Source organism: Shewanella septentrionalis (genome assembly GCF_025370265.1).
Taxonomy (GTDB): Bacteria; Pseudomonadota; Gammaproteobacteria; order Enterobacterales; family Shewanellaceae; genus Shewanella; species Shewanella hafniensis.
In genome coordinates, this window is record NZ_JAMTCC010000014.1 from 47989 (window position 1) to 64733 (window position 16745).

Annotated in this window: 17 protein-coding genes; 13 read left to right on the forward strand and 4 right to left on the reverse strand. The window is 46.4% G+C overall.

The genetic code is table 11. From position 1 onward, the window contains the following. The first annotated feature begins 107 nt into the window (after positions 1 to 107). The 12 genes from iscR to NE536_RS09945 all read left to right on the forward strand — a co-directional run bounded on the left by iscR (position 108) and on the right by NE536_RS09945 (position 8634). The gene (gene iscR, locus NE536_RS09890) at positions 108 to 569 is read left to right on the forward strand and encodes a Fe-S cluster assembly transcriptional regulator IscR (RefSeq protein WP_006081858.1); all 462 of its coding nucleotides are present in this window, start codon (positions 108 to 110) and stop codon (positions 567 to 569) included. Between the two features lie 79 nt (positions 570 to 648). Further along, on the forward strand, positions 649 to 1863 hold the full coding sequence (locus NE536_RS09895; RefSeq protein WP_006081857.1) for an IscS subfamily cysteine desulfurase: 1215 nt from the start codon (positions 649 to 651) through the stop codon (positions 1861 to 1863). Between the two features lie 37 nt (positions 1864 to 1900). Further along, a complete protein-coding gene (iscU, locus tag NE536_RS09900; RefSeq protein ID WP_006081856.1) occupies positions 1901 to 2284 on the forward strand; it encodes a Fe-S cluster assembly scaffold IscU in 384 nt (127 codons plus the stop codon). A gap of 14 nt (positions 2285 to 2298) precedes the next feature. Continuing rightward, complete coding sequence (gene iscA, locus NE536_RS09905; RefSeq protein ID WP_006081855.1) at positions 2299 to 2622, forward strand: iron-sulfur cluster assembly protein IscA; 324 nt, start codon at positions 2299 to 2301, stop codon at positions 2620 to 2622. A gap of 16 nt (positions 2623 to 2638) precedes the next feature. After that, complete coding sequence (hscB, locus tag NE536_RS09910; RefSeq protein WP_012089341.1) at positions 2639 to 3163, forward strand: co-chaperone HscB; 525 nt, start codon at positions 2639 to 2641, stop codon at positions 3161 to 3163. A 67-nt stretch (positions 3164 to 3230) separates the two neighbouring features. Next, positions 3231 to 5093: a Fe-S protein assembly chaperone HscA gene (hscA, locus tag NE536_RS09915; RefSeq protein ID WP_261272594.1), complete on the forward strand. Its 1863-nt coding sequence runs from the start codon at positions 3231 to 3233 to the stop codon at positions 5091 to 5093. A gap of 8 nt (positions 5094 to 5101) precedes the next feature. After that, entirely contained in the window at positions 5102 to 5440 is a 339-nt protein-coding gene (fdx, locus tag NE536_RS09920) for an ISC system 2Fe-2S type ferredoxin (RefSeq protein ID WP_006081852.1), read from the forward strand. A gap of 157 nt (positions 5441 to 5597) precedes the next feature. Then, the gene (gene rimK / locus NE536_RS09925; protein WP_006081851.1) at positions 5598 to 6503 is read left to right on the forward strand and encodes a 30S ribosomal protein S6--L-glutamate ligase; all 906 of its coding nucleotides are present in this window, start codon (positions 5598 to 5600) and stop codon (positions 6501 to 6503) included. A gap of 113 nt (positions 6504 to 6616) precedes the next feature. Beyond that, positions 6617 to 6814 (forward strand): Fe-S cluster assembly protein IscX, encoded by a 198-nt coding sequence (iscX, locus tag NE536_RS09930; protein WP_063883516.1) that lies wholly within the window; start codon positions 6617 to 6619, stop codon positions 6812 to 6814. 217 nt (positions 6815 to 7031) lie between these two features. After that, positions 7032 to 7199, forward strand: a complete 168-nt coding sequence (locus tag NE536_RS09935; protein WP_106650660.1) for a hypothetical protein — start codon at positions 7032 to 7034, stop codon at positions 7197 to 7199. Between the two features lie 197 nt (positions 7200 to 7396). Beyond that, positions 7397 to 7828: a nucleoside-diphosphate kinase gene (ndk, locus tag NE536_RS09940; protein ID WP_006081848.1), complete on the forward strand. Its 432-nt coding sequence runs from the start codon at positions 7397 to 7399 to the stop codon at positions 7826 to 7828. A 362-nt stretch (positions 7829 to 8190) separates the two neighbouring features. Beyond that, positions 8191 to 8634, forward strand: a complete 444-nt coding sequence (locus NE536_RS09945) for an Hsp20 family protein (protein WP_006081847.1) — start codon at positions 8191 to 8193, stop codon at positions 8632 to 8634. A 99-nt stretch (positions 8635 to 8733) separates the two neighbouring features. Here the strand turns inward: NE536_RS09945 and ilvN are convergent, their stop codons facing one another. The 3 genes from ilvN to NE536_RS09960 form a co-directional block, all read right to left on the reverse strand. After that, positions 8734 to 9228 carry an acetolactate synthase small subunit gene (ilvN, locus tag NE536_RS09950; protein WP_006081846.1) on the reverse strand — a complete coding sequence of 165 codons (495 nt, stop codon included), beginning with the start codon at positions 9226 to 9228 and terminating at the stop codon, positions 8734 to 8736. After that, positions 9228 to 10946: an acetolactate synthase 3 large subunit gene (locus NE536_RS09955; protein WP_006081845.1), complete on the reverse strand. Its 1719-nt coding sequence runs from the start codon at positions 10944 to 10946 to the stop codon at positions 9228 to 9230. Before NE536_RS09955 ends, ilvN begins: the two co-directional genes overlap by 1 nt. 531 nt (positions 10947 to 11477) lie before the next feature. Next, positions 11478 to 12701, reverse strand: coding sequence for a multidrug effflux MFS transporter (locus tag NE536_RS09960; protein ID WP_261272595.1), 1224 nt, complete (start codon positions 12699 to 12701; stop codon positions 11478 to 11480). 595 nt (positions 12702 to 13296) lie between these two features. Here NE536_RS09960 and NE536_RS09965 point away from each other — a divergent pair. Beyond that, entirely contained in the window at positions 13297 to 15171 is a 1875-nt protein-coding gene (locus NE536_RS09965; RefSeq protein WP_261272596.1) for a choice-of-anchor I family protein, read from the forward strand. A gap of 188 nt (positions 15172 to 15359) precedes the next feature. Here NE536_RS09965 and NE536_RS09970 read toward each other — a convergent pair whose 3' ends face one another. Further along, positions 15360 to 16718 (reverse strand): aminotransferase-like domain-containing protein, encoded by a 1359-nt coding sequence (locus tag NE536_RS09970; protein WP_261272597.1) that lies wholly within the window; start codon positions 16716 to 16718, stop codon positions 15360 to 15362. Positions 16719 to 16745: the final 27 nt, after the last annotated feature.

Consider the following 16745-nt stretch of genomic DNA (forward strand, 5'->3'; position numbering starts at 1 on the left):
GTTATTTGTACACTCATATACTTGAGTGTTTTAGTAGGTTTTAATACTTGACTGAATTACTCGGGTATGTTGAAATAATGCATACCTGTTCGGGAGCTATGGTAGTTATGAAACTTACATCAAAAGGTCGTTATGCAGTAACCGCTATGCTAGATGTGGCCATCCACTCGGCATCGGGACCAGTTCCCTTAGCGGACATCTCTGAGAGACAAGGGATTTCGCTTTCCTATCTGGAACAACTCTTCGCTAAGCTAAGAAAACACGGTTTAGTTGCCAGTGTACGTGGACCGGGCGGTGGTTATCGCTTAGGCCTAGAAGCCAATGATATTTCAGTCGGCATGGTTGTCCATGCTGTAGACGAGTCTGTCGATGCGACTCGTTGCCAAGGACTTGGCAATTGTCAGAGTGGAACTCGCTGCTTAACCCATTCACTTTGGGGCGATTTAAGCAAACAAATTTCAGATTTTTTAGATGGTATCAGTCTTGCTGGCTTGATGCAGAAACGAGATGTGCAATTTATCTCGCTTAAGCAAGACACTATGCAAAAGGAACAAAGAGTCAGTTTATAACGGCCTTTGTTATATATAAAAATAATTTTTGTACGTTGTATGTAGCCTCTACCAGAGACTGCTCAGTACGGAGTGTGTTATGAAGCTTCCTATCTATTTAGATTACGCCGCCACCACGCCTGTTGATCCAAGAGTCGCGGAAAAGATGTTCCAATGTATGACAATGGACGGCATCTTTGGTAATCCAGCCTCACGTTCACACCGCTACGGCTGGCAAGCTGAAGAAGCGGTGGATATTGCTCGCAATCAAATTGCCGAGTTAATTAACGCCGATCACCGCGAAATTGTGTTTACCTCTGGCGCGACGGAATCGAACAACTTAGCGATTAAAGGTGTTGCTCATTTCTATCACAAGAAAGGCAAGCACATCATTACCAGTAAGACTGAACATAAAGCCGTTCTTGATACCTGTCGCCAATTAGAGCGCGAAGGTTTCGAAGTGACTTATTTAGAGCCAGCGGCTAACGGCATCATTCCGATGGAACGTTTAGAAGCGGCAATGCGTGACGACACTATCCTTGTCAGCATCATGCACGTGAACAACGAAATCGGTGTGATCCACGATATCGATGCAATCGGTGAGCTGTGCCGTTCAAAAGGCATTATTTTCCACATGGATGCAGCGCAAAGTGCAGGCAAAGTGCCTATCGATGTGCAAGCCACTAAAGTGGATTTGATCTCGATTTCTGGTCACAAAATGTATGGCCCTAAAGGCATCGGCGCGCTATATGTTCGTCGTAAGCCACGCATTCGCTTAGAAGCGCAAATGCACGGTGGTGGCCATGAGCGTGGTATGCGTAGCGGTACGTTACCAACGCATCAAATCGTAGGTTTAGGTGAAGCTGCTGCAATCGCAAAAGCGGAAATGGCCTCTGATGACGCTCGTATCGGTGCATTGCGTGACAAATTATGGAATGGCATCAAGCACATTGAAGAAACCTATATCAATGGTGATGCGATTGAGCGCGTTAGCGGTAGCCTCAACGTCAGCTTCAACTATGTTGAAGGCGAGTCGTTAATGATGGCACTGAAAGATTTAGCGGTTTCATCGGGTTCGGCTTGTACCTCTGCCAGCCTAGAGCCTAGCTACGTATTACGTGCGCTTGGCTTAAACGATGAAATGGCACATAGCTCGATTCGTTTCTCTATCGGCCGTTTCACAACCGAAGAAGAAATCGATCACGCTATCGAAGTAATTACTCAATCTATTGATAAATTAAGAGAAATGTCTCCTTTGTGGGAAATGTTTAAAGATGGAATCGACCTGAACCAAGTTCAATGGGCACATCATTAATTCTGACCTTTACAATAGATAATTTTGGAGCAGTACCATGGCTTACAGTGAAAAAGTGATAGATCATTATGAGAACCCACGTAACGTTGGTTCTTTTGATAAAAACGATCCTTCGGTCGTGACCGGTATGGTAGGCGCGCCTGCTTGCGGTGACGTGATGAAACTTCAGTTGAAAATTGGTGCTGATGGCATCATTCAAGACGCTAAGTTCAAAACCTACGGTTGTGGTAGCGCGATTGCGTCTAGCTCACTGGTAACTGAGTGGGTTAAAGGCAAGACTATCGAACAAGCTGCGGCGATTAAGAACACAGATATCGCTGAAGAATTGGCATTGCCACCGGTGAAGATCCACTGTTCAATTTTGGCTGAAGATGCCATTAAAGCTGCTATCGACGAGTACAAATCGAAACAAGCTAAGTAACATCTGGAGTTAAGATGGCGATTACAATGACCCCAGCGGCAGCCGATCGTGTCAGATCTTTCTTAGTCAATCGAGGCAAAGGTGTAGGCCTGCGTCTCGGCTTAAGAACATCAGGCTGTTCTGGTATGGCTTATGTACTTGAGTTCGTTGATTCTTTAAATGATGACGATGAAGTATTTGATATCGAAGATGTGAAAATCATCATCGATGCCAAGAGCCTCATCTATCTTCAAGGGATCGAGCTGGATTTTGTTAAAGAAGGGCTGAACGAAGGCTTCCAATTTAACAATCCTAACGCAAAAGGTGAGTGTGGTTGCGGTGAGAGTTTCACTGTTTAACCGCTAAAGTTGACGCATGAATTATTTCGAGCTGTTTAAATTTTCCCCTGCCTTCGATATTGATACCGCCTTACTTGCAGAACGCTATCGCGAACTGCAACGGGCGGTTCATCCCGATAAATTTGCCAATGATACTGAGCAGCAAAAATTGCTGTCGGTGCAGCGCACGGCGCAAGTCAATGATGGTTTTCAAACCTTAAAAGATCCCATTCGCCGCGCCGAGCATATGTTGTCGCTGCGTGGCATTGAATTAAGCCATGAAACCACGACAGTGAAAGATACTGGCTTCTTGATGCAGCAAATGGAATGGCGTGAGGCGTTGGAAGACATACGCGATAGTGCCGATCCTCAAGCGAGTATTGACGAACTATATCAATCGTTTGCGCAGTACCGCGCGCAACTCACTCAGCAATTGACTCAACTGTTAACCAGTGAGCAGGCTGAAGATGCATTGTTAGCGGCGGATCAAGTTCGCAAACTCAAATTTATGGCAAAATTACACGACGAGTTGACCAGAGTCGAAGACGCTCTGTTAGATTGATTTTCCGTGTTTATGTTACTTTGCTGACTCAAGCACGCTTGGGTTGGCATTACTAAGTTGGATATATATGGCCCTTTTGCAGATAGCTGAGCCCGGTCAAAGTGCCGCGCCGCACCAACATAGACTTGCCGTTGGCATAGATTTAGGTACGACCAATTCTTTGGTGGCGGCTGTTCGAAGTGGCGAGACGGCAACTCTGCCGGACGAACTTGGACAGCATTCATTACCTTCTATCGTGCGTTATACCCAAGATTCAGTCGAAGTTGGCGCCCTTGCGGCGTTGAGTTCGGCGCAGGATCCGCAAAACACGATCGTTTCGGTTAAGCGTTTTATGGGCCGCAGCCTGGCTGATATCAAAGCCGGCGAGCAATCATTCCCCTACGAGTTTGCCGAAAGCGAAAACGGTTTACCTTTATTCGTGACTCCCCAAGGCCAAGTAAATCCCGTGCAAGTGTCTGCGGAGATTTTACGTCCGCTGATTGCCCGTGCTGAAAAAACCTTAGGTGGCGAGCTGCAAGGTGTCGTAATAACCGTACCGGCCTATTTTGATGATGCCCAGCGCCAAGGCACGAAAGATGCCGCAGCTTTGCTGGGTGTTAAAGTGCTACGTCTGTTGAATGAACCGACGGCTGCTGCGATTGCCTACGGCTTAGACTCTAAGCAAGAGGGCGTAATTGCCATCTATGACTTAGGCGGCGGCACCTTCGATATTTCTATTTTGCGCTTGAATCGCGGCGTATTCGAAGTGTTAGCCACCGGCGGTGATTCTGCGCTTGGCGGCGATGATTTCGATCATTTACTCCAAGCACATATGCAACAAGTGTGGCAGCTTAGCGACATCGACTCACAATTAAGCCGTCAACTGTTGATTGAATCGCGTCGAGTCAAAGAAGCCTTAACGGATGCAGCAGAAACTGAAGCAAAAGTGATCCTTGCCGATGGGACTGAACTCACGCAAATCGTTTCTAAAGCTGAATTTGATGCCATGATTGCGGCGTTGGTTAAGAAGACCATTGCTAGCTGTCGCCGTACCCTGCGTGATGCGGGCGTGACGACAGATGAAGTGCTTGAAACTGTGATGGTTGGCGGTTCAACGCGCGTGCCATTAGTGCGTGAACAGGTTGAAGCTTTCTTCGGTAAACCACCACTGACGTCTATCGATCCCGACCGTGTTGTCGCGATTGGTGCGGCCATTCAAGCCGACATTTTAGTGGGTAATAAACCTGAATCTGATTTGTTGCTCCTCGATGTGATCCCTTTGTCATTAGGCATTGAGACCATGGGCGGCTTAGTGGAAAAAGTGGTGTCGCGTAATACGACGATTCCGGTTGCGCGAGCACAGGAATTTACCACCTTTAAAGATGGTCAAACGGCCATGGCATTCCATGTGGTGCAGGGCGAGCGTGAGCTCGTTGCCGATTGCCGCTCACTGGCGCGTTTTACGCTAAAAGGTATTCCGCCGTTAGCCGCAGGCGCGGCGCATATTCGTGTGACATTCCAAGTGGATGCAGATGGTTTACTTAGCGTGACCGCGATGGAGAAATCCACCGGCGTGCAATCTAGCATTCAAGTTAAGCCATCTTTTGGTTTATCGGATACTGAAATTGCCACTATGCTGAAAGATTCGATGAAGTATGCCAAAGACGATATCGGTCGTCGTATGCTGGCCGAGCAGCAAGTGGAGGCGGCGAGGGTACTCGAGTCTTTACATGCCGCGTTAGCGAAAGATGGCGACTTGCTGAATGCCGATGAGCGTGGGCAAATTGACGCCATCATGGCCAATGTGGCGCAAGTGGCTACGGGCGATGATGCCGATGCAATTAAACTCGCGATTGAAAAACTGGATGAGCAAACCCAAGATTTTGCTGCCAGACGTATGGACAATTCTATTCGAGTGGCATTTAAAGGCCAGTCGATCGACAACATATAGGTGATGTAATGCCCCAATTAGTCTTTCTTCCCCATGCCGAGTTGTGCCCAGATGGCGCAGTGCTTGAGGCGAATGTTGGTGAGACCATTCTTGATGTTGCGCTGCGTAATGGCATCAATATCGAGCATGCCTGTGAAAAGTCCTGTGCTTGCACCACGTGTCACTGTATTGTGCGTGAAGGCTTTAATGATCTTGAGCCAAGTGATGAGCTGGAAGATGACATGTTAGACAAAGCTTGGGGACTTGAGCCCGAAAGCCGTCTATCTTGTCAGGCGAAAGTGGTCGACACTGACATGGTGATTGAGATCCCTAAATACACGGTTAACATGGTCAGCGAAGGCAATTAATGCTGCCGCGATAATTGTTAAAACCAGTCCATGTGACTGGTTTTTTGCTTTTGGCGTTGAGCATTTGTGCAACTAATCTTGTCTATGCCTCTAGTTGTTTGATTTATCCCTGCGCAGGCGTATTATGCGCTCAAAATTAATGGTTGCCGGAGACCAAATGAGAATAGCGATCTTATCGCAAGGGCCTGAGCTATATTCAACGAAGCGACTCGTTGAAGCGGCTCAATTACGTGGTCATGAAGTACACGTAATTAATCCCCTTGAATGTTATATGAATATCAACATGCGGCAATCGAGTATCCACATTGGTGGGCGAGAGTTACCCGCATTTGATGCCGTGATCCCCCGTATTGGGGCGTCGATTACCTTTTATGGTTCGGCGGTGTTGCGTCAGTTTGAGATGATGGGCGTCTATGCTTTAAATGATTCTGTAGGGATCTCGCGCTCACGTGACAAATTGCGTTCTATGCAGTTGATGTCACGCCGCGGCATTGGCTTGCCCATTACTGGATTTGCCAATAAACCGAGTGATATTCCCGACTTAATTGATATGGTGGGTGGCGCGCCTCTGGTGATTAAATTACTCGAAGGCACCCAAGGTATTGGCGTGGTATTAGCCGAGACCCGTAAAGCGGCTGAGAGCGTGATTGAAGCCTTTATGGGCCTTAAAGCCAACATTATGGTGCAGGAATATATCAAAGAGGCTAATGGCGCAGATATTCGCTGCTTTGTGCTCGGCGATAAAGTGATCGCTGCCATGAAGCGCCAAGCTATGCCCGGAGAGTTCCGCTCTAACTTGCACCGTGGTGGCACGGCAAGTTTAGTCAAATTAACCCCAGAGGAACGCTCAGTCGCCATTCGTGCGGCTAAGACTATGGGGCTTAATGTGGCTGGTGTTGACTTGCTACGCTCAAACCACGGTCCTGTGATCATGGAAGTGAACTCCTCACCCGGTCTTGAAGGAATTGAAGGCGCCACCACGAAAGATGTGGCGGGTGCTATTATTGATTTTGTTGAAAAAAATGCGATAAAAGTAAAAAAGGTGACGCAAGCACAGGGTTAATGCTCTTGCTGTCGAGTATTGACTGCGGAACATCAACACTTGATTCACCTCCTTATGGGTAACGCCGTTAAGCAATCGCTTACCCATTAAAGCGAACCGAATAGGGGTAAACGATGACATTAACTTGGATAGATTCGTTAGATATTGCGTTGGAATTACTCGAAGCACACCCAGAGGTGAATCCCACTCAGCTGCATTTCACCCAATTGTATGAGTGGGTGTTAGCCTTGGATGATTTTGCCGATGATCCTAAGCACTGTAATGAAAAAATACTGGAAGCGATTCAGCAGTGTTGGATTGAGGAAAAGTAGTGAGCACAGTGGCGATACGGTTTTTTATGTGAGGCATCTTGTCCATTTGACGTTTAACTAAGGTGATTTACCTCACGTTTTTGCAGTGGCGCAGAGGATATTTGGCGAGAGTTTGATCACAGTCAAGTTCATTTTTAGCGGATATCGTACCTTGTTGTATATTGGTTAAGGCATTTAAATGGCTTAACTTTGTTATCGCAACTGCAAGGATGTTCACATGAAACTTTTGCTTGTATTGTTATGTATGCTTGTCCCTTCAATGGCTTGGGCTCATCCAGGACATGGCGGTGTCGGTTTATTCCATCACTTGTTAGATCTTGCTCCCGCAATCATTTTAGTCGCTTTGATTGCTTGGGCAGGTATTTGGGCAAAAAATAGAAAATAATCCCATTTTTTAATGAGTTAATGGACCCTGCTGAGGATTTATCCTCCTAGCGGGGTCTTTTGCGTGATCAAGCTGATTACGAATAAAGCGAATGTGCGCAATATCTCAGACTAATTTGCTATAAAGATAGGATTTAGCTTTTAAATTTCGTATAATCCGCGCGAATTTTTTAAACTTGCTGACAAAGGAAGCTAGTTATGGCGATCGAACGCACATTTTCTATTATCAAACCTGATGCTGTTGCAAAAAACCACATCGGTGCTATCTACAATCGTTTTGAAACTGCTGGTCTTAAGATCGTTGCATCAAAAATGTTACACCTGACTAAAGAACAAGCTGAAGGTTTCTATGCTGAGCATAGCGAGCGCGGCTTCTTCGGTGCTCTGGTTGCATTCATGACTTCTGGTCCTATCATGGTCCAAGTATTAGAAGGCGAAAACGCTGTTTTAGCTCACCGTGAAATTTTAGGTGCAACTAACCCAGCTCAAGCGGCTCCTGGTACTATCCGTGCTGATTTCGCTGAAAGCATTGACGAAAACGCGGCTCACGGCTCTGATGCTGTTGAATCTGCTGCTCGTGAAATTGCTTACTTCTTCAGCGCTGAAGAACTGTGTCCACGCACTCGTTAATTCGATGCTAAGACTGAAAAAGGAGCCCTAGGCTCCTTTTTTATTGGCTACAATTTAGCGAATACTGCTTGCCGTGCGCAATGAATCTAATGCCGCGATACCAATTACGTCTCGCTTCACGGTTTTAAAGTTGAATTAGCGCTTGTTTTTATTGTTCTTTTAAAATTCTGCACATTTTTTTAATTTTCTTGCTTGAAATTTTCTCTCCCGTCCTTATATCTATTTCAGGATCGCTCGATGAGGGTCCTAGTGTGAATTCTGTGCCGTAAGGACAGAAGATTTAATTCGGCAGACTCTACAACCGTTTTCATCCTGAAAACAGTCCGCCAATTCTCCATATTGCTTAAGACAAGGATATGAATATGCGTACTTATGATTTAACACCACTTTACCGCAGTGCCATTGGTTTTGACCGTTTAGCGCAATTGGCAGAACATGCCGCCGCCAATAATGGTAACTCAGGTTATCCTCCATATAACATCGAATTACTCGGCGAAAATCGTTATCGCATAACGATGGCCGTAGCCGGATTCTCGATGGATGAACTTGAGATCAGCAGTGAAGGTGAAAAATTACTGGTGAAAGGCAATAAAGCCGAAAGCCAAACCGAGCGTAAATACCTGTATCAAGGCATAGCTGAACGCGGTTTTGAGCGTACTTTCCAGCTGGCAGACTATGTTACTGTGCTTGGTGCAAGTTTAGAAAATGGCTTACTCAATGTTGATTTAGTGCGTGAAATTCCTGAAGCATTGAAACCACGCAAAATTGAGATCACCTCATCGCGCTTGTTAGACAGCCAGTCATAATTGACGCTGTGATAACCGCTTAAAAACAAGGGGAGCATTATGCTCCCCTTGATGTTTTTGTGCTTATGCGAAAATGTCCGCGAGATTTCCGAGGGAAAACTAGGCTTTCATGGCCTTTTCGCCGCGGGCCAAACCCACCACGCCGGAGCGTGAGACTTCGACCAGTTTGGTGACTTCTCCCAGCGCATGAATAAACGCATCGAGTTTATCTGACGTGCCCACCATTTGGATGGTGTATAAATTGGCGGTGACATCGACAATCTGACCGCGGAAAATATCCGCCATACGTTTCACTTCTTCCCTAAATTCGCCTTGGGCACGGACCTTAACAAGGGCAAGCTCACGTTCAATATAAGCAGACTCAGTAATATTCGATACTTTTAACACATCGATTAACTTATGTAGCTGCTTCTCTATCTGCTCTAACACCATTTCATCGGCAACAACTGTGATATTAAGCCGCGACAGGGTGATATCGTCCGTTGGCGCCACTGTTAAACTTTCAATGTTATAACCGCGCTGTGAAAACAAACCGACCACACGAGACAGGGCGCCGGATTGGTTTTCTAATAATACAGATATAATTCGACGCATTAGCATTTCTCCGTCTTGGTCAGCCACATTTCATTCATCGCACCACCGCGGATCAACATGGGGTACACGTGCTCAGTTTCATCCACCATGATATCGATAAAGACCAGTCTGTCTTTCATCGCCAGCGCTTCAGCCATTTTTGACTCAAGTTCGGCGGGATCGCTGATCGTCATGCCAACATGACCATAGGCCTCGGCAATTTTGGCAAAATTTGGCACTGAATCCATATAGGAATGTGAGTGACGGCCAGAGTAAATCATGTCCTGCCATTGTTTTACCATGCCAAGGAAACGATTGTTTAAGTTGATGATTTTAACCGGCGTATCATATTGCAGCGCGGTCGAAAGCTCTTGAATGTTCATCTGGATGGAACCATCACCCGTGACACACACAACAGTAGCATCAGGCATGGCCATTTTTACGCCCATCGCGGCGGGCAGGCCGAATCCCATTGTCCCTAGGCCACCTGAGTTGATCCAGCGGCGCGGCTTATCGAACGGATAGTACAAGGCGGCAAACATTTGGTGCTGGCCAACATCTGATGCGACATAGGCATCGCCATTGGTCAGCTTATACAAGGTTTCAATCACTTGCTGTGGTTTGATGCGGCCACTGTTTTTGTCATAGGCCAGACAATCGCGACTGCGCCATTGTTCAATGTCATTCCACCAAGTAGCAATAGCATCGTTGTCGTTGTGTTCGTTCGATTCATCTAACAGTGCCAACATGCTGTCTAAAATACTGTCGGCTGACCCCACGATAGGAATATCCACGTGGATAGTTTTCGAAATAGAAGAGGGATCGATATCTATGTGCAAAATGGTCGCGTTCGGACAGTATTTTTCCACATTATTGGTGGTTCTATCGTCGAAGCGTACACCAATACCGAAGATCAAATCGCAGTTATGCATTGTCATGTTGGCTTCGTAGCGACCGTGCATCCCAAGCATGCCTAAACTGTTTTTGTGGGTGCTTGGAAAGGCGCCAAGCCCCATCAACGTGCTGACGACGGGAATGTTTAATCTCTCAGCTAATTGCAGAATTTGCTTATCACAACCTGAGATAATTGCGCCGCCACCGACATAAAGTACCGGTTTTTTTGCGGCTAACAGGGCTTGAAGACCACGGCGGATCTGACCTTTATGGCCTGATGTCGTTGGATTGTACGAGCGCATTTTGACGCTTTCTGGGTAGCAATATTCGTGCAGCAGGGCGGGGTTTAAACAATCTTTTGGCAGATCGACAACCACAGGACCGGGACGGCCAGTAGAGGCAATGTAAAAAGCCTTTTTAATGATTTCAGGAATTTCAGTCGGATCTTTAACTAAAAAGCTGTGTTTCACTACAGGGCGAGAGATACCTATCATGTCGCATTCTTGGAAGGCATCGTTACCGATAAGATTGCTCGGGACTTGACCCGATAACACCACAAGGGGGATAGAATCCATGTAAGCGGTGGCAATACCGGTAATCGCGTTGGTCGCGCCTGGGCCTGAGGTGACTAATACCACGCCCACTTTACCCGTGGCACGGGCGTAGCCATCGGCCATGTGTACGGCGGCTTGTTCGTGGCGAACGAGTATGTGTTCAATACCGGGGATAACGTGCAGGGCGTCGTAGATATCTAAAACTGAACCGCCAGGATAGCCAAAAATGTGCTTTACGCCTTCATCGATCAAAGAACGCACTATCATGCTGGCGCCGGATAACATCTCCATGTGGAACTCCTATTGCATAGTACCGTTACGGTAAACAGTATCTTGTTACAGCGACGGTAATCGCTCTAAAAATTAAGCCTGAAGGGTAATTCAGACTCCGAAATGCTGAACTGACTTCGTCGAAGACAAGTGACTCATCCCTTAGGATGCAGCAACTGTTGCAATGAACAGAATTTCATCATATTCAAAAAAAACAACATTTCAAGCCTTTTATGTAAAAAATAACCAACTTGAAACAATTTCACGTTTGAATGACTCGATAACTTGCTTGAATCGCCAAGTAACCTAGGCTGGTTTATGGGCTTATCTTATATTTTTCAGATTGTTAGATGCTTAAAAAGCAAAAACGGCACTAAAAGTGCCGTTTTGGTGTTGGAGGTTAGATAAGCAGATACTTAACTGTCGCGATTAAATATTACTTATTTGCTACATCTGTGAAAGCCAATGCGCTGTTTTATGCGATCAAACATGTGTTGCCGATGTGGCATTGGTATCCATGGCTCTTAGAAATAGACCCTTAAAAATAGCTCCTTAAACCGTCGGCGGTATTTGATGCTTTGGACGATTGAATTGGCAAATACCGACTAACACAATAGAACCTAACATGAGGGCAGAGAAGGGCACGGCTGTGCCATCGTAAAACACTGCCAATAACGGGCCCGCCAGTGCGCCACAGCCAAATCTTAAGGTGCCAATAACTGCGGTTGCGGTTCCCGTTTCTTGCTTGAACTTCATCAGTACTATCGCATCGGCATTGACTGACATCACCCCTAGGCTACCCATTAAAGGAATAAGCATGATCACGGTAAAGTGATAGCTCATATCCAGCAGGTTTACGGTTAATAAACCGACACCAGCAATCGCCCCGAAAAAGGTCGACACATGCAACATACGTAGCGAACCATAACGGCCCACGATGCGCGTATTAATGATATTGGCCAACATCAACGCGCCGACGTTAGTGCTAAACAAGATTGCAAAATAGGATTTATCTAAGGCAAAGACTTCCATGTAAACGAAGGGCGATGCAGTGAGATAACAGAAAAATGAAAAAGACGTTAACACGCCGCTGGCAATGTTTAGCTTAACGCCAGGGCGGGAAAATACGGTCGCATAGGCGCCAAGAAACGATTTCTGGCTGCGGGTATCCATATCTTTATCGCTGGGCATTTTTAGCGCAAACAGCACCAGTAATAACAGGGTTGCGGCATAGGCGGATTGAATGAAGAAGATTAAATGCCAATCACCGAGTTCGAGGATCACGCTGCCAATGCTAGGTGCGAGTAATGGCGCTAACATCATGATTAAACTCACGTATGACATACCCTTGGCGGTATTGTCACCATAGACTTCTTTGATGTATCCCGGTACCACCACAGTCGCAGCCGCGCCGATAAAAGCCTGCAAAAAACGTAGTCCAAGAAAGACTTCGACTTGACCCGCAAACCCTATCAGTAAGCTGGTGAGCATAAATCCACTCAGTCCCAATATCACCATAGGGCGACGACCAATGCGGTCGGCTAGGGGGCCGAAACATAACATGCCCAGCGCGTAACCCGCTAAGTAGATACTCAGGGACTGCTGCACTGTCGTGACATTGGTATGAAAACTGAGGGCCAATGTCGACATCGCAGGTAAGTACATGTCGATGGCCAATGGCGTGATCGCGACAATCGCCGCAAGCATGGGAATAAGCAGCGCTAAATTCGGTATACGTCTGCCGTTATGGGCAGAAGGTTGTGATTGTGGGTCCACTGTTACCTCGGGTGGCGAAAGAATTGAAAGCGTATTTCACAGGTTTATGCGGTGTGGTTTAAATTGTACTAGAACAATTCACAATTAATCCGCCATTTTGAAGCCAGTTCCTGCGCTACCAGTTTCTACACTAAGAGCGAGAGCACATGATCAAGATCATTGGCGGGGTTTAGGCAAAAGTGAATTGCGGTATTGTCTATTTGCACAGTTCAGACAGCAAGCAATAGCATAGTAAAGTGCTCGGACAAATAAACCAATCTTTGCGCTGATTTCTTTACTGTATTTTACCGATTAAATTGTAACTAAGTGGTAAGTTTGATTACCGAAGTGTCACTTTAGTAGATTGGGCCGTTATCTTCACAAGATTCTTCATTTAAATCTTTCTTATCAAGTCTTTCTTATCAAATCGTAGCCCTTTGTAACTCAGTTCTTTACATCTTAGTCCTTCACATCCTGATGGTTTAAACTGACTCGTTCAAAAGTACGAGCTGTCATCTGAGTGTCACGGCTTTGTCATCCCTACGTCTTTTATGCTGACTAGTTTAGTGGGCTTTAGCTTCACCCTACTAAAAATAAAATATTCAGGAATGACACGATGAAAACACAACGACTTCCGCTAGCCGCTGCCATTATGGCGAGCTTATTACTCGGAGCCTGTAGCGGTGATGATGGCGCAGCAGGTGATAAAGGAGACAACGGCTTAAATTCACTGGTTAACGTGACGGCATTGAATATCGGTGATGCACATTGTCCCGCCGGTGGCCAGCGAATCGATACCGGATTAGATGCTAACAATAATGGACAATTAGATGACAGCGAAATTGCAGCAGCGCAAACCCAATATGTTTGCCAGCCACAAACTGCAGGCTTAAAAGCTGAGTTAATTGGTCGTCATCAGACTGGCGTTTATGGCTTAAGTGCCGCTGAAATCGTTGAATATCACAGTGCATCTAACCGTATTTTTGTGGTCAATGCCATTAGCGGCAAAGTGGACATTATAGATGGCCGTTTATTAGCAACGGCATCCAATGCCGCTGATCCGTTAGCATTGAATAATCTCGAAAAATTTGGCGAACTTGATGTGGCTAAAGACGTTGGCCAAACCTTTATGGGTAGCGTTAACAGTGTGAGCATTTCAGGCAACTTGTTAGCGGCTGCGATTGAACGTGGCGATGCTGACGGCAATAAAACCCAAGCCAATGGTTTTGTCGCTTTTTATCAGCTTAACGGCACAGATGCACCGCAGTTTATCAGCGCGGTAGAAGTCGGCGCTTTACCCGATAACGTGGCATTTACCCACGATGGTAAAACCTTATTAGTGGCCAATGAAGGCGAGCCAAATCCAGCCTATACCTTAGATCCTGAAGGCAGTGTGGCGCTGATTGCAATTGCTGACGGTAAGCCCGCAGCCACTGCGGCTATTATCGGTTTTAGTGAATTTAATCAAGGCGGTGCACGTGCCAGTGAGATCACGCTAGACATTAAAATCAATGGCCCAATGGCGAGTGTGGCGCAGGATTTAGAACCTGAATATATCGCCATTAGCCAAGATAACCGCCGTGCGTTTGTCAGTTTGCAAGAGAACAATGCCATTGCCGTAATTGATATCGCCAATGCCAAAGTCGCCAAGATTTTACCACTAGGCCTTAAGGATTACGGACTTGAAGTGAATAAAATTGATGCGAGTGACAAAGACAATCTTGTCAACCTGCAAAGCTACACAGGCGTCTACGGCATGTATCAACCCGATACTGTCGCGAGCTACCGTTGGAACAATACCGACTTTATCGTTACGGCCAACGAAGGTGATTCCCGTGATTATGCGGGCTTTTCTGAAGAAGCCCGCGCAGGGGATTTAGTGCTCGACCCAAATCACCCACAATTTGCCGCTGCAAAAGATAAAACGCAGTTAGCCCGCCTTAAAGTGACCACTAGCATGGGTGACGACGATAAGGACGGCGATTACGACAAGATAGTCAGCTTCGGTGCTCGCTCATTCTCGATTTGGAGCGCAGACGGTCAGCAAGTCTTTGACAGTGCGAGTGATTTTGAACGTATTACCGCGGCACTTTTAGGCAGTCACTTCAACAATAATAACGAAGAAAATAAAGGCGATAGCCGCAGCGATGATAAAGGACCAGAGCCAGAAGCCTTAGCCCTAGGTCAAATTGGTCAACGACTATATGCCTTTGTTGGTTTGGAACGCACCGCAGGCTTTATGATTTATGACGTGACCAATCCCTTCGATGTGCATTTTATCGACTATGTTGTGAATCGTGATTTTGAGGCCGACTTTGTTATCAATACAGATACGGGTGAAGTCAAAGGGGATGCAACATTGGCGGGTGATTTAGGGCCAGAAGGGATGAAGTTTGTCAGTGCCGATAAAAGCCCTAACGGTAATCCTTTGTTAATCATAGGCAATGAAGTCAGCGGCACGACGAGTGTTTACCAACTAAAGATTAAATAGTGCTGCGCTAGTGGTTTATAGCTAATTGCTCCTTCATCATGCTTGTCAGTCACATCTGCGCCAGTAGCATACATGCTACTGGCGCTTTTTTATGCTCTCTAATTTTACAAATTAGCTATTTAGTGTGAATTAACTTCATCTGACATGGCGCATAAAAATTGGCTGAGTTCGGAGGTTTTTAAGCGAGATTACACCACTGAATAGGCATTTTGTACCAGGGAGTGAATCGTCGCCTCGATACATTCAATCGCATGTTGAAATTGAGTGTCGTTTTCGGCGCCGCCAAGGCTCAAGCGAATAAAATTGTCATGGCAATTAAAGTCATCTCCATTACGGATCAAAATGCCTTTAGCGGCCAGTGCAGTGACGAGGTGATGGGCTTTGATATCTTCTGGCAGTTGTAGCCAACCGTTCAGTCCTCGCCAAGTTTGGGTTAATTTCAGTCGTTCGCTCATGGCGATACAGAGACGTTGGCGTTGGCGAACTATGGTATCGCGATCGGCAGTGATTTGGCCTTTCTTAATCAACTGACAGGCTATTTCAATGTTCAGCGGCGATACCATCCAGCATTGGCTATGAATCGCGAGTCGCACTTGGGCGATAAGTGGTTCAGGCACCAGAATAAAACCTTGCCTTAGGCCGCCAGAAAACAATTTTGACAGGCTAGAAATATAAATCACCCGTGGGATAGCCAGCTGTTTTGCTAATTGCCACAGGGGCGAATGCCACTCTTCGGGTAAACAATAATTCACATCATCTTCAATGATATAAAACTGATACTGCTCGGCCAATTCGAGGAGTTTTTGCCGCTGCGACTCACTGTATTGAATACAGGTAGGGTTTTGATTATTCAGGGTTAGATAGACTAACTTGGGATGATGGATTTGCACTAACGCCTCAAAGCGGGCGAGATCTACACCTTCATGGGTGAGGGGCACACCAATGCTGGTCACGCCGAGTTGCTTAGCACAAATTCTCACGCCTGGATAACTGTATTGCTCGTGCAGCAGCACATCGCCCGTTGATAAAAATGCACTTAAACAAGCAAAAATCGCTTGCTGGCCGCCATGGGTAAAGATCAGTTGCTCAGGCGTTTGTTGTATGCCGCGTTGGTTAAGCCATTGGTTAAACACTTGTTGATGTTGATCTAATGGACTGGCGCGATAACCCAGTAACTGGCTGAGCTTTGTCGGGTCTTTTGCTAATTGGCTGAGGCAATCACTGAGAGTGCTGATTTGATCTGTGAGTGGCTGCTGGCAGGTCGCCATATTCAATTGTACGTTACCGATCTCTGGTACTGGGGAGGCGTTGACATAGGTGCCATCACCGACGCGTGCTTCAACGTAACCCCTTTGTTCCGCCAATGCATAGGCGCGGGTTACAGTGCCAATAGTGATGCCTAAAGCATCGGCTAGACGGCGCTGCGGTGGCAGTTTACTGCCTTGGGTCAACACCTTCTGCAAAATGCCTTGTTCTATCGCACTGACTAAGCGCTGATATTTCGGGCCTGAAAAAGCTGTTAGGTCTGGCGTCCAGATTGTACTCATGACAATAAATCCATTGATCTCTAATAT

Coding starts and splice junctions, on each gene's coding strand:
- iscR (WP_006081858.1), top strand. CDS start 108: ATGAAACTTACATCAAAAGGTCGTTATGCAGTAACCGCTATGCTAGAT.
- NE536_RS09895 (WP_006081857.1), top strand. CDS start 649: ATGAAGCTTCCTATCTATTTAGATTACGCCGCCACCACGCCTGTTGAT.
- iscU (WP_006081856.1), top strand. CDS start 1,901: ATGGCTTACAGTGAAAAAGTGATAGATCATTATGAGAACCCACGTAAC.
- iscA (WP_006081855.1), top strand. CDS start 2,299: ATGGCGATTACAATGACCCCAGCGGCAGCCGATCGTGTCAGATCTTTC.
- hscB (WP_012089341.1), top strand. CDS start 2,639: ATGAATTATTTCGAGCTGTTTAAATTTTCCCCTGCCTTCGATATTGAT.
- hscA (WP_261272594.1), top strand. CDS start 3,231: ATGGCCCTTTTGCAGATAGCTGAGCCCGGTCAAAGTGCCGCGCCGCAC.
- fdx (WP_006081852.1), top strand. CDS start 5,102: ATGCCCCAATTAGTCTTTCTTCCCCATGCCGAGTTGTGCCCAGATGGC.
- rimK (WP_006081851.1), top strand. CDS start 5,598: ATGAGAATAGCGATCTTATCGCAAGGGCCTGAGCTATATTCAACGAAG.
- iscX (WP_063883516.1), top strand. CDS start 6,617: ATGACATTAACTTGGATAGATTCGTTAGATATTGCGTTGGAATTACTC.
- NE536_RS09935 (WP_106650660.1), top strand. CDS start 7,032: ATGAAACTTTTGCTTGTATTGTTATGTATGCTTGTCCCTTCAATGGCT.
- ndk (WP_006081848.1), top strand. CDS start 7,397: ATGGCGATCGAACGCACATTTTCTATTATCAAACCTGATGCTGTTGCA.
- NE536_RS09945 (WP_006081847.1), top strand. CDS start 8,191: ATGCGTACTTATGATTTAACACCACTTTACCGCAGTGCCATTGGTTTT.
- ilvN (WP_006081846.1), bottom strand. CDS start 9,228: ATGCGTCGAATTATATCTGTATTATTAGAAAACCAATCCGGCGCCCTG.
- NE536_RS09955 (WP_006081845.1), bottom strand. CDS start 10,946: ATGGAGATGTTATCCGGCGCCAGCATGATAGTGCGTTCTTTGATCGAT.
- NE536_RS09965 (WP_261272596.1), top strand. CDS start 13,297: ATGAAAACACAACGACTTCCGCTAGCCGCTGCCATTATGGCGAGCTTA.
- NE536_RS09970 (WP_261272597.1), bottom strand. CDS start 16,718: ATGAGTACAATCTGGACGCCAGACCTAACAGCTTTTTCAGGCCCGAAA.